At 69.9% G+C, this 12,779-nt stretch carries 12 protein-coding genes; 9 read left to right on the top strand and 3 right to left on the bottom strand.

The genetic code is table 11. The features are described 5' to 3' along the window. Both VE172_RS18855 and VE172_RS18850 read right to left on the bottom strand, forming a co-directional pair. On the bottom strand, positions 1–506 hold a 506-nt coding region (locus VE172_RS18855; protein WP_324803512.1), incomplete at its 3' end, for a response regulator. After that, positions 503–1,702: a sensor histidine kinase gene (locus tag VE172_RS18850; protein ID WP_324803511.1), complete on the bottom strand. Its 1,200-nt coding sequence runs from the start codon at positions 1,700–1,702 to the stop codon at positions 503–505. The genes VE172_RS18855 and VE172_RS18850, both read right to left, overlap by 4 nt. Positions 1,703–1,896: 194 nt before the next feature. Between VE172_RS18850 and VE172_RS18845 the strand changes: the two genes are divergently transcribed. The 8 genes from VE172_RS18845 to VE172_RS18810 all read left to right on the top strand — a co-directional run bounded on the left by VE172_RS18845 (position 1,897) and on the right by VE172_RS18810 (position 9,784). Further along, entirely contained in the window at positions 1,897–2,994 is a 1,098-nt protein-coding gene (locus VE172_RS18845; RefSeq protein WP_324803510.1) for an alpha/beta hydrolase family protein, read from the top strand. 127 nt (positions 2,995–3,121) lie between these two features. After that, positions 3,122–3,775, top strand: coding sequence for a GntR family transcriptional regulator (locus tag VE172_RS18840; protein ID WP_324803509.1), 654 nt, complete (start codon positions 3,122–3,124; stop codon positions 3,773–3,775). Between the two features lie 82 nt (positions 3,776–3,857). After that, a complete protein-coding gene (locus tag VE172_RS18835) occupies positions 3,858–4,586 on the top strand; it encodes a PIG-L deacetylase family protein (RefSeq protein ID WP_324803508.1) in 729 nt (242 codons plus the stop codon). After that, entirely contained in the window at positions 4,583–5,701 is a 1,119-nt protein-coding gene (locus VE172_RS18830; protein WP_324803507.1) for an NAD(P)-dependent oxidoreductase, read from the top strand. The genes VE172_RS18835 and VE172_RS18830 overlap by 4 nt, the downstream gene beginning before the upstream one ends. Then, positions 5,698–6,405, top strand: coding sequence for a 4-carboxy-4-hydroxy-2-oxoadipate aldolase/oxaloacetate decarboxylase (locus tag VE172_RS18825; RefSeq protein ID WP_324803506.1), 708 nt, complete (start codon positions 5,698–5,700; stop codon positions 6,403–6,405). Before VE172_RS18830 ends, VE172_RS18825 begins: the two co-directional genes overlap by 4 nt. Continuing rightward, positions 6,402–7,466: a 4-oxalomesaconate tautomerase gene (locus tag VE172_RS18820; protein WP_324803504.1), complete on the top strand. Its 1,065-nt coding sequence runs from the start codon at positions 6,402–6,404 to the stop codon at positions 7,464–7,466. The genes VE172_RS18825 and VE172_RS18820 overlap by 4 nt, the downstream gene beginning before the upstream one ends. Before the next feature lie 12 nt (positions 7,467–7,478). Beyond that, a complete protein-coding gene (locus VE172_RS18815; protein WP_324803503.1) occupies positions 7,479–8,444 on the top strand; it encodes a VOC family protein in 966 nt (321 codons plus the stop codon). Between the two features lie 17 nt (positions 8,445–8,461). Beyond that, positions 8,462–9,784 (top strand): MFS transporter, encoded by a 1,323-nt coding sequence (locus VE172_RS18810; protein ID WP_324803502.1) that lies wholly within the window; start codon positions 8,462–8,464, stop codon positions 9,782–9,784. A gap of 74 nt (positions 9,785–9,858) precedes the next feature. Here VE172_RS18810 and VE172_RS18805 read toward each other — a convergent pair whose 3' ends face one another. Further along, positions 9,859–11,568 carry an acyl-CoA dehydrogenase family protein gene (locus tag VE172_RS18805; protein WP_324803501.1) on the bottom strand — a complete coding sequence of 570 codons (1,710 nt, stop codon included), beginning with the start codon at positions 11,566–11,568 and terminating at the stop codon, positions 9,859–9,861. A gap of 388 nt (positions 11,569–11,956) precedes the next feature. On the opposite strand from VE172_RS18805, the gene VE172_RS18800 reads away from it, so the two are divergent. Further along, on the top strand, positions 11,957–12,779 hold an 823-nt coding region (locus VE172_RS18800), incomplete at its 3' end, for an O-methyltransferase (RefSeq protein ID WP_324803500.1).

The raw sequence follows: 12,779 nt of genomic DNA, 5'->3' as shown, positions 1-12,779 counted from the left end.
GCCAACAGCCGCAACACCTCCAGCTCCCTCGGCGTCAACGCCTTCAAGTCCTTGTGGACGGACGGCTTCGGCGCCTGGTCGCGCGCGTGCCGCTCCACCAGGCGGCGGGTGATGGCGGGCGCCAGGAGCGCGTCCCCCGTGCGCACCAGGCGAACCGCGGCGGTGAGGTGTTCGGGCGTGACGTCCTTGAGGAGGAACCCGCTGGCGCCCGCGACCAGGGCGGCGTACACGTAGCGGTCCAGGTCGAAGGTGGTCAACATGATGACCCGCGGCGCCTCGGTCGCCTCGGCGAGGACGCGGCGGGTGGCCTCCAGACCGTCCATCTCGGGCATGCGAATGTCCATCAACACCACGTCGGGTCGGTGCCGCGACACCAGCTCCACGGCCTCGACACCCGTGGTGGCCTCGCCGACCACGTCGATGCCGTCGGCGGCGAGGATCATGCGAAACCCCGCCCGCACCAGCGCCTGGTCGTCGGCGATGACGACGCGCGGGGCCTCGTTCACGGCGCCTCCCACGGAATGACGGCCTCGACCGCGAAGCCGCCGCCCTCGCGGCCGCTTCGCAGGCTGCCACCGTACATGTCGAGGCGTTGCCGCAGGCCGATCAGGCCGCGACCGTTGCCCGTGGCGGCGGGGTCGGTGCCGCCGCCCGTGTCCGCCACGGCGATGCGCAGCCGATCGGGTCCATAGTCGAGGGTGACGGCGGCGGACGATCCGACCGCGTACTTCATGGCGTTGGTGAGCGCCTCCTGCACGACGCGGTACGCGGTGAGGTCGACGCCCGCGGGCAGCGCGCGCTCATCCCCCGCCACGGTGACGGACACGGGCAGCCCCGCCGAGGTCACCCGCGCCACCAGCCCGTCCAGCATGCCCAGACCCGGCTGCGGGGCCAGGTCGGGCTCGTCTTCGTCGACGGTCAACAGGCCCATGGTGTGGCGCAGCTCGGTCAGCGCGGCGCGCCCTCCGTCCTCGACGGCGCGCATCGCCTCGCGGGCCTGCTCGGGCGAGGCGTCCAGCACCTTGCGCGCCGCGCCCGCCTGGATCACCATCATGCTGACGTTGTGGGTGACGACGTCGTGGAGCTCGCGGGCGATGCGGGAGCGTTCGGCCTCGGCGGCGTGCCGCAGGTCCCCCGCCCGCCTCAGCTCCAGTGAGGACAGCCGGGCGCGGCTGGAGTCGGCGCGCATCTTCCAGAACCGCAAACCGATGGCGGCCAACACGATCGGCACGATCACGGTCATCGCGGCGCGGTGCACGGGAATGGCGGGCGGCATCACGTCGGGGAAGGAGGCGACCTGCCACACCGCCAGCCCGAGGCTCGGCACGGTCGGCACCAGATAGGGGCTGTAGACGGCGGCGCTGTACGCGGCGAGCACCAGCTGGTAGTAGGTGAGGCGGGGCAGGTCGGTGGGGGTGACGGCGACGGCGGCCATGACGATCCACAGCACGGCCAGCGGGAATCGCCTGCGCGCCAACAGGCTCAGCGTCGACACCAGGGTCACGGCCATGATGAGCGCCTCGGACCAGGTGCCCTCGGCGTGGAGGAAGTCGACGCGTTCGGCGGCATAGTGGACGATCGTGACGCATCCCAACAGCACGACGAGCCCGTCGAAGGCGAGGTTGTGGGGTTCGGGCCGCGGCAGTGGCCCGCGCGGGCGCCACACCCACGCGGCCGCCTCGCGCCACAGGTTCATCGACATCGGGCCATTGTCGCTGGTGGCGGCGGGTCGCGCATCGGCCGCGCGAGCGAGACGGGTAATCCAGGGGCATATGCCCAACGGCCGATGCGTCCGCGAAATCCCCCTGGGGTTGACGGCGATTACGTCCGCGGACGGATGTGGCCCACCCCAAGGGTTTCGTAGCTTTCGACGCATCAACGTCGAAAGGATTTCTCATGCATCGCAAGCTGATCGCCGCGGCGGCGGTCGCGGTGACCGCGCTGGCGGGGACGGGCGCCTACGCCTACGCCGCGGCCGACACCGCCGAGCCGCCACAGCTGGAGCTGCTCCAGCCCACGGGCGACGATTCCGTGGGCCGCGCACAGCTTCACCTGGTCGACTCCGACCGCGCCGACCCGTGGGTGCCGTCCGAGCGCCGCGAGCTGATGGTCTCGATGTTCTACCCGTCCAAGAAGGACACGGGCGGGGCCGCGCAGTACATGACGCCCAAGGAGTCGGAGCTGTTCCTCAAGCAGTCCGAGTTCGACGCGCCGCCCGATTCGCTGTCGAAGGTGAAGATGTACGCCCGCGACGACGCCAAACCGTTGCGCTCCTTGGGGAAGCGCCCACTGGTCGTGGTGTCGCCGGGGTTCAGCAAGCCGCGCGCGAGCCTGACGGGCCTGGCCGAGGACCTGGCCAGCCGGGGCTACATCGCCGCGGTCGTCGGGCACAACTACGAGTCGGTGACGCAGTTCCCCGACGGCCACGTGACCGAGTGCGAGGCGTGCGACCAGGGTGAGGCGGAGAAGGCCGAGAAGGGCCGCGTCAAGGACGTCGGTTTCGTGCTCGACCAGCTCACCGACCACCACAGCCCGTGGTCGCGGCTCATCGACCGCCACCGCATCGCCATGGTGGGCCATTCGCTGGGCGGCGCCACCGGCTATTCGGTGCTGCGCGACGACAAGCGCGTCAAGGCCGCGATGAACATCGACGGCACGATCGACGCGCTGCCCACCACCGAAAGCCGCAAGCCGTTCATGCTGCTGGGCCACCTGATCGACCACGACGACAAGACCTGGACCGAGGCGTGGAAGCACTCAGCGGGCTGGAAGCGCTGGGTCAGGATGAAGGGCACCGAGCACGTGTCGTTCACCGACATCGGGCTGCTGCTGGACCAGTTCGGCATGCCGCCCGCGCAGCTGGACGAGAGGCGGGCGACGCGGCTGACCCGCGAGCTGGTGTCGGCGTTCCTGGACGTTCACCTGCGCGGCGAGCACCGCCCGATCCTGGACAGCCCGAGCGCCGATAATCCCGAGCTCGACTTCCACTCCTGATGTGACCGTGGGGAACCGTTGCGCGCCAACGGTTCCCCACGTCAGTCTCGGACCAGGGTGATTGTCGCCAAAAACGTTGGCATAATCTCGATCAAAGCGCCGCGCGTGGAGAATCGGGGTGAGGTCGGTGGCGGACAACTCGGAGGTCGGGGGCAAGGACGGCAAGACCCTCGCGTCCGAACGGCTCCGCGAGGCCGTGATACGCGGCGAGGTCGCGCCCGGCCAGCGGCTGGTCGAGGCCGAGCTGGTCGAGCGGTTCCGCGTGACCCGCAGCAGCGTGCGGGCGGCGATCGACGAGCTGGTCGCCGAGGGCCTGTTCGAGCGGGTGCACCACCGCGGGGCGCGGGTGCGGACGGTGTCGCTGGCGCAGGCGGTGGAGATCCTGGAATGCCGCAAGGTGCTGGAGGGCCTGATCGCCGCGAAGGCGGCGCGGCGGGTGTCGGTGACCGACGCGAAGCGGCTGCGCGCCTACGCCGACGAGCTGACCGCCGCCGTCCGCGACGGGGAACCCCTGCGCTACTCCAGCCTCAATCACGAGATGCACGCCGCGCTGCGCGAGATCGCGGGCCAGTCCACGGCCGCCGAGCTCATCGGGCGGCTCAACGCCCAGATCGTGCGCCACCAGTTTCAGCTGTCGCTGCGTCCTGGCCGCCCGCAGGTGTCGCTGGGCGAGCATCTGGCGGTGGTGGAGGCCGTGATCGCGGGCGACGCGCCCGCCGCCGAGCGCGCCATGCGCGACCATCTCGACAGCGTGATCGCCGCGCTCGACTCCTCGGGCTGATCCACATCGTCACCGTCCCGCATCCCGAAGACTGTGAACCAAATTGTTGACAATTTTGCCGACATAAAGCTAGGGTCCCAGCATGACCTCCGAATCCATGCTGGTGATCAGCGCCCACGCGGGAGACTTCGTCTGGCGAGCGGGCGGCGCCATCGCCACCGCCGTCCAGCGCGGCGAACGGGCCACGGTGGTGTGTCTCAGCTTCGGCGAGCGCGGCGAGTCGGCCAAGGCGTGGCGCGAGGGCCAGTCCCTGGACGAGATCAAGGCGCTGCGCCGCGGCGAGGCCGAGGCCGCCGCCGCCGTGCTGGGCGCCGACGTCCGCTTCCTGGACGCGGGCGACTACCCGCTCGTCGAGTCCCCCGACCTGGTCGACTCCCTGGTGCGCGTCTACCGCGACACCTCCCCCACCGTCGTCCTGACCCACACCCTCGCCGATCCGTACAACGGCGACCACCCCGCCGCCGCCCGCATGGCGATGAGCGCCCGCATCCTGGCCCAGGCCATCGGCTACGACGCGCCAGGCGACCCGCTCGGCGCCCCGCCCGTGTTCAGCTTCGAACCCCACCAACCCGAGATGTCGGGCTTCCACCCCGACGTGCTGCTGGACATCACCGCGGGCTTCGACACCAAGCGCGAGGCGATGCACTGCCTGGCCGCCCAGCCCCACATGTGGGCCTACTACGAGGATCTCGCCGCCCGCCGCGGAGTCCAGTTGCGACGCAACGCGGGCCCCAATCTCGGCCTCCCCCACGACACCAAGGCGGAGGCGTTCGCGCGCCACTACCCGCAGGTCACGGACCGACTGTCATGACCACCCCGCTTCGGATCGCGATCCTCGGCCTCGGCGAGGCGGGCTCCGCCTTCGCCCACGACCTGGTGGCGTTGGGCGCCAACGTACGCGCCTATGACCCGAAGACGGCGGCACCGCCGAACATGGACGATCGACCCCTCGCCCCGAAACAACCCCCGCCGTCGGATGCCTCGGCGCCGCTCGGCCATCCGTCCCCCACCCCGCCGCGGCCGAAACAGTCGCAGGACCTCGCCCTGAGGCAACCCCCGCCGTCGGGAACCCACGAACCACTAAGCGACCCGCAAACCACCCCGCCGCAGCCGAGGGAGTCGCGCGACCTCAGACCTGAGCCGCCGCCAGCGTCGCGTGTAGACGAACGAGACTTGCCCCCAGCGGCCAGCGCACCACGCGACTTGCCGCCCCCCGCCTCGCCGCGGCCGAGGGAGTCGCGCGACCTCGGACCCGAACGCCCCTCGCTGTCGGGTGTGGAGCTTCGTTCCAGCGACGCCGACGCCGTGCGGGATGCGGCGCTGGTGTTCAGCCTGACCAGCGGCGCCGAGGCCGAGGCGACCCTGCGGGCCAGCCTTCCTGGGCTGCGGGAGGGAACGGTGTGGGCCGAGGCCAACACCGCCTCCCCCGCCCTGAAGCGAGCCATGGCCGAGCTGGCGCCAGGGGTGAGGTTTGTGGACGTGGCGATCATGGCTCCCGTCCCCGCCAAGGGATTGCGGACGCCCATGTACGCCTCGGGGGTCGACGCCGTCGCGTTCTCGTCCATGATGGAGACCTTCGGGGTGGGCGTCGAGGTCGTGCCAGGCGGTGTCGGGGCGGCCAGCTCCCGCAAGCTGCTGCGCAGCGTCGTCTACAAGGGTCTCGCCGCCGCCGTGGTGGAGGCGACCGCGGGCGCCGAGGCCGCGGGCTGCGCCGAGTGGTTCGCCGAGCACCTGACCTCCGAGCTCCAGTCTTTCGACGCCGACACGCTGCGCCGCCTCATCACGGGCACCCACCTGCACGCCCAGCGCCGCGCCGAGGAGATGGACGCCGCCGCCCGTCAACTCGACGACCTCGGCGTGGCGTCCACCATCGCCACGGCCACGCGGGATACCTTGCGCGCCCTGACAAGCGAGGAGAGCCAATGAAGACAGTCGTCGTCACCGACCCGCCCCGAGCCTCCCTTGAGGATGCCACGGCTCTCGGCGAATACGGCGTCGCCACCGTGCACGAGGCGGCGGGGCGCGTCGGCTACCTGGGCCCGAGGCTGCGCCCCGCGTGGTCGGGGGCGCGCGTCGGCGGCACCGCCGTGACCGTCCTGTGCTGGCCGGGCGACAACCTGATGATCCACGTCGCCGTCGAGCAGTGCCGCGCGGGCGACGTCCTGGTGGTGGCCACCAACTCCCCGTCCAGCGACGGCGCCTTCGGCGAGCTGTTCGCCACCGCGCTGCGCCACCGCGGGGTGCGCGGCGTCGTGTTGGGTTGCGGGGTAAGGGATGTCGCCGAGCTGCGCGAGATGGGCTTCCCCGCCTGGTCGACCGCGGTGAGCGCGCAGGGCACGGTGAAGGCCACGGCGGGGGCGGTGAACGTCCCGATAACCCTTGAGGGCCAGGTGATCCACCCAGGCGACGTGATCGTCGCCGACGACGACGGCGTGGCGCGGGTGCCGCGTGGCAGGGCGCCCGAGGTGCGCCGACTGTCGGCGGCGCGCGTGGCCAAGGAGGACGCCAGCCGCGCCGCGTTCGCCGACGGCGAGCTGGGCCTGGACCGCTACGGGCTGCGGGAACGCCTCGGCGACCTGGGAATCCGCTACGTGTCCTATAGCGACCATCTCGCCGAGGAGGGCACATGAACGCCATCGACGGCATCCCGTGCGTGTGGATGCGGGGCGGCACCTCCAAGGGCGCGTACTTCCTCGCCGACGACCTCCCGTCCGACGCCGCCGAGCGCGACGACCTGCTGCTGCGCGTCATGGGCACCCCCGACCCCCGCCAGATCGACGGCCTGGGAGGCGCGACCTCGCTGACCAGCAAGGTCGCGGTCGTCTCGCCGTCGCCGCGCCCCGACATAGACGTGGACTACCTGTTCCTGCAGCTCGGTGTGGACGAGGCCACGGTCTCCGACCGCCAGAACTGCGGGAACCTGTTGGCGGGCGTCGGCCAGTTCGCCGTGGAGTCGGGCCTGGTGTCCGCCGATGGCGACGAGGGTCGCGTGCGCATCCGCATGGTCAACTCCGACAGCGTTGCCACGGCACGGTTCCCGCTGTTGAACGGCCGCCCCCGCTACGACGGCGACACCGCGACGGACGGCGTGCCCGGCACCGCCGCGCCCGTGACGCTGACCTTCGAGGACCTGGCGAGCTCCGAGGCGGGCCTGTTCCCCACGTCCCGCGTCACGGACGTCGTCGACGGTGTCGAGGTCACCTGCGTCGACAACGGGATGCCCGTGGTGGTGGCCCGCGCCCGCGACCTCCGCCTCGACGGCCACGAACCCCACGCCGGCCTCGCCGCCGACGACGCGCTGCTCAAGCGCGTGGATCGCCTGCGCCGCACCGCCGCCCCGCTGATGGGGCTCGACGACGACCCCTCCTCAACGGTCCCCAAGACCGTGCTCGTCTCGAGCCCCATCGACGGCGGCGACCTGTGCGCCCGCGCCTTCATCCCCGTCAACCCCCACCCCGCGATCGGCGTGTTCGCGGCGATCAGCGCCGCCACCGCCGTGCTCACCCCCGGCGCGGCGGGCCACGGACTGATCGAACGCGAATCCTCCCGTGTGGACATCGAGCACCCCTCGGGTCATCTCCTGGTCGACATCGACCTCGACACCGCCGTCTCCCCGCCGCGCTGCCGTTCCGCGTCCGTCGTCCGCACCGCCCGAAAGCTGTTCGCGGGCAATGTTTTTCCGAGAGTCTGAAGGGGACCGTCCATGGCCGTTCGTCACGAAGTCGCTCACCTGGCGCACCCGCAACTGTTCACCCCGCGCCTGGACGCCAGCGTCGCGTTCTTCACCGACTTCCTGGGGTTGCGGGTCGCGGGCACCGACAACGACACCGTCTACTTGCGAGCCTGGGACGACTACGAGCATCACACCCTGACGCTGACGGCCCGCTCCAGCGCGGGCATCGGGCGCACCAATCTGCGCGCCGCCAGCCCCGAGGCCCTGGGCCGCTTGGTCTCGGCCCTCGAGGCCACCGGCCACGGCGTCGGCTGGCGCGACGGCGAGCCGGGCTTCGGACCCACCTATGTGTTCACCGACCCCGACGGCCACGAACTCGGCGTCTACTACGAGACCGAATGGTTCACCCCCGGGGCCGAAACCCGTCCGTCCCTGAAGAACCAGGCCGAGGCCCGCCCCGGCCACGGCGTGGGCGTGCGCCGCCTCGACCACGTCAACTTCCTGGGCCGCGACCCGCGCGCCAACCGCGACTTCCTGACCGACGTCCTCGGCGCCCACACCACCGAGCAGATCGTCAACGACGACGGCCTGATCGCGGGCGCCTGGACCACGTTCACCAACAAGGGCTACGACGTCGTCTACACCCGCGATAACCTGGGCCTGGAGGGCCGCCTCCACCACATCGCGTTCGCCGCCGACACCCGCGACGACATCCTGCGCGCCTGCGACCTCGCCCTCGAACAGGGCGTCTTCATCGAGACGGGCCCGCACAAGCACGCCATCCAGCAGACCTTCTTCCTCTACGTCTACGAACCCGGCGGCAACCGCATCGAGCTGTGCAACGCCGCGGCCCGCCTCGTCCTGGCCCCCGACTGGAAGACCGTCGACTGGACGCAAGCCGAGCGCGCCAAAGGCCAGGCGTGGGGTCTGCGAACCATCGAGTCGTTCCACACCCACGGCACACCCACCCCAGAAGAAATAGCCCGCGAGGGCTGAAGCGAAAGGGGACCGCGATGTCCTCACCCGAATTGACCCCTCCCTCCACCGCCCTCAAACGACTGTCCATTCGCGTCACCGTTCTGTGCTGGTTCCTGGTCCTTTTGGACGGCCTCGACCTGTTCGTCTACGGCGCCAGCCTTCCCGGCGTCCTGGACGACAAGGGCTTCGGCCTCACCCCCGGAGCGGCGGGAAACATCGGCAGCCTCAACACCTTCGGCATGCTGCTCGGCGCCCTGTCGGCGGGCGTGATCGCCGACCGCGTCGGCCGCCGCAAGGTGATCGCCACGGGCGTCGTGGTGTTCTGTCTGTCGGCCGCGGTCTGCGGCGCCGCCCCCACCGTCACCGTGTTCGGTGCCGCCCGCTTCGTCGCGGGCATCGGGCTCGGCGTCCTGCTGCCCACCGCGATCGCCCAGGTCATGGAGTACACCGCGCCCGCCCGTCGCCACATTGGAGTCACGATCCTCATGACGGCCCACCAGGCGGGCGGCGCGATCGCGGGCGGCGTGGCCGCGTCCGTGGTGGCCGCCCTCGGCTGGCGCTCGGTCTACTGGTTCGGCGCCGCCCCCGTCGTCCTGGCGCTGCCCGCGATCCTGTTGTGGCTGCCCGAATCCATCACGAACCTGGTCGCGGCGGGACGCACCGCCAAGGCCCGGGCGCTCGCCGACCGCCACGGTGTCTCCCTGGAGTCCTTCGCCCCCGAACGCGACTCCGACCGCCACCGCGGCAGCCTCCGCTCCCTCTTTACGGGTCCACTGTGGCGCACCACGACGCTGTTCTGGATCGCGTCCTTCATGGGCCTGCTGCTGGTGTACGGCGTCAACACCTGGCTGCCCACGATGATGCGCGACCAGGGCTACAACCTGGGCTCGGCGATCAGCTTCCTGCTGGTGATCAACGCGGGCGGCATCGTCGGCATGCTGGTGGCGGGCTCGCTCGCCGACCGCCTGGGATCGGCCCGCCCCGTGGCGATCGCGTGGTTCGCGGCCACCACCGTGGGGGTCGCGCTGCTGGCGGTGCCGATGCCGCTGTGGATCACCTATGTGGACGTTTTCCTGACGGGCGGTTTCCTGTTCAGCGCCCAGACCCTGATCTACTCGTCCACCAGCAACTACTACCTGCCCGGCGTGCGCGGCACGGCCCTGGGCTGGGTGTCGGGCATCGGGCGCTTCGGCGCGGTCTTCGGACCGTGGCTGGGCGGCGTCCTGGTGGCCAGCAGCCTGTCGACGTGGGGCTTCGCGGTGTTCGCGGTGGCGGCGGTGCTGGCCACGCTGATGATCGCGTTGATACGCGGCAATTCCGCGTCGGTGGTGCGGGCGAAGCTCGCCACCGTCGACTGAGGATCTGGGTCCCCGGGAGTCGTTGCGGAGCCATGCCTCCCGGGGTCCCCGATCTCACGGCAACCCACGGTCTCCTATGCCGGGCCCTGCGCGGTGTACCCGCCGCGGTTGTACGACAGCCGCGCGATCGAACGCAGCTGCTCGTCGTCGTTGTCGTCCACGCGATCGAACTGGTTGGCGACCCGTTTGGCCGCCCGCTGGCAAAACGACGTCGCGATGTAGCGCTCCTGCCCGGAGGTCTCCACGCCCTGGCTGGAGAACAGCGAACTGGTGCGGGAGATCGTGGCGATCTGCGCGTAGATGTCGGTGGTGGCGTGGGCGAGACGCTTTTGCTGCCGCTGCCGCAGCTCGACGTCCTTGCCGTACAGCCGAAGCAGCTTTTCGGTGGTCGCACGCAGATGCACCACCTGGTTCGACACCGAGTCGGCCAGCGGCTTCAGCCGTGGGTGCGCCTGGTCCATCTTGTCGGGCGATACCGTTCGCGAGATTCGCTCCACAACGTACTCGGCGAAGACCCCGATGCTCTCAATAGGAGCCGACAGGGTCAGATTCTTGAGGTCTCCCAACGAGTCGGCCACGGTTTTCAGTCCCGACAGCGCCGTATACGCCCGCAACACGTCGTTGGAACCCTCGAAAACGGGAAAGATCCGCGAGTCGCGCAGCGTCTTGGCGATCGGGGAATCGGCCATGTACGCGGCGCCGCCGAACAGTTGAAAGACGCGGTTTACCGCGTACCACAGGTATTCGCTGGCGGCGACCTTAACCATGGCCGACTCGACGGCGAAGTCCTTCACGCCCGTGTCGACCAGCCCGGTGGTCAGGTACGCCATCGACTCCAGGCCGTACAGGTAGCTGACCATCCAGCCGATCTTGTCCTCCACCAGCTCGAACTCCGACAGCGGACGCGAGAACTGCTCGCGCTCCTCGGTGTGTTGGATCGCCTGCCTTATCAGGCTTTTCGCGCCACCGACCGCGCCAGTGCCGAGCGACATTCGTCCATTGTTGAGGGTGTGCATCGCGATGCGGAACCCCTCGCCGGCCTCACCGAGCACGTTTTCGGGAGGCACCCGGACGTCGCGAAAGCGAATGTGGCGCAGGCTGTTGCCCCGCAGGCCAAGGGTCTCGTACCGATACGACGCGTCGACCCCGTCGAAGTGTCCCTCCACGATCAGCGCCACGTGGCCCTCGTCGCTGTCGGCGAAGACGCACAGCACGTCCTTGTCGCCGTTGCCGATCCAACGCTTCTCCCCATTCAGGACATACGAGCCGTCGGTCTGCCTGGAGGCCCAGGTTTGGATGCCGTGCGCGTCGGACCCGGCGCCGGGCTCGGTCAGGGCGAACCCCGCGAGCTTGCGTCCGGCGGCCAGATCGGGCAGGAACCGGCCCTTTTGGTCCTCGGTGCCGAACAGGTGGATCGGCTTCATGCCAATCGACTGGTGCACCCCCATCACCACCGACAGCGTCGCGTCGATCCCGCCGAACTCCTCCATCACGCGGCAGTACCCGGTCTGCGACAGTCCCTGGCCGCCGTATTCGCGGGCCACGTACAAGCCCAGCAGGCCGCGTTCGCCCAGTCCGCGGATGATGTCATCGCCGACCCAGCCCTGCTTCTCGACCGCGGCGGGGTCGTATTCGGCTTCCAGCAGGTCCGTGGCCGAGGTGATCAGGCCGGACACGGTTCGCGCTTCGCTCCTGCCCAGCTTGGGGTACGGAAAGACCATGTCCGCGTGCAGATTCCCCGCGAACAGTGACTTGGCGAACGAGACGGGTTTGTTGTCGTCCATGACTGCTCCGAACCTGACGGCGACGCATTCAGCCCAATAGGATCCCGAATCAGCCTAGGTCAACAACGCGACCGGCACGGCCCACTGGCGACAATTGCGGACCGACCACGGTCGCGGGGCTCGAGAGCCACTGCGGCGCAATGGTTCTCGGGGCCGTGGCTTGAACGCCGAAGGCCGCTGGCCTGGGAATCGAATTGAACCCTGGATTCCCAGGCCAGCGACTCGTATCGGAACACGCCGCCCGTGGTTCTTTGCGAGGCGTCACAAGACCACGAGTCGCATCCCTTGCATTTAGGTTAGCCTAAGCTAAACTGATCGCGCATCGGCGGCTGGGCGAACGCTCCCCGACCGCCACTCGCATCGACGCCGCCTTTAGGAGGTCCCGCCCGTGGGCACCCCATCCCCATCGGACACCGTCCCCGACTCCCACGCACCCTCGCCCCTGGACCCTCGCGCCGCCGAGGTCGTGCGGGGTCTCCACGAGCGCAGCCGCCGCCAGTCCCGCGCCGCGGTCGCCCCGATCCTGCTCAGGTCGCTGACGAACCTCCTTCGCCGCAACACCGAGGACCTCACCCAGTCCGCCGACGCCAAGCGCTGGCTCGCCGACAAACTCGTCGCGCTCGACCCCCACAAGGCGGAGCTGTGCTACATGCTGTGCCGCTCCATCGGCGCGCGTCGGATCGTCGAGGCGGGAACGTCCTTCGGCGTGTCCACCATCTACCTGGCGGCGGCCGTCCGCGACAACCTCGCCTCCCAACCCGACGACGAGGCGGTGGTGATCGGGACCGAGCACGAGTCCAACAAGGCGGCCGCGGCCCACGCCAACCTCGAAGCGGCGGGCCTGTACGAACACGTGCGCATCCTCGAGGGCGACCTGCGCGAGACGCTGAAAGACGTGTCGGCGCCCGTCGATTTCATGCTCGTCGACATCTGGATTCCCATGGCGCTTCCCGCGCTGAAACTGGTCACGCCGAAGCTGCGCAGCGGGGCGCTGGTGGTGTGCGACAACGTCATCTCGGGTCGTAAGCGGTATGCCGAGTACCTCGCTTTTGTGCGCGACCCCAACGGCCCCTTCACTTCCATCACGGTGCCTGGTGACGGCGGTCTCGAGATCTCGCTGAAGAAGTTATGTGCGGAGTCGTCGCGTCGACCGTTGGTCGTGCTGGGCGGCGATCGCGTTGTCGCTTCCCGTCGCGATGTCGTTGGCTGCA

This window comes from Stackebrandtia sp., assembly GCF_035643755.1.
Lineage (GTDB): Bacteria > Actinomycetota > Actinomycetes > Mycobacteriales > Micromonosporaceae > Stackebrandtia.
Note: the sequence above shows the minus strand (reverse complement) of the source record. Positions and strands in the feature narration are given on the sequence as shown.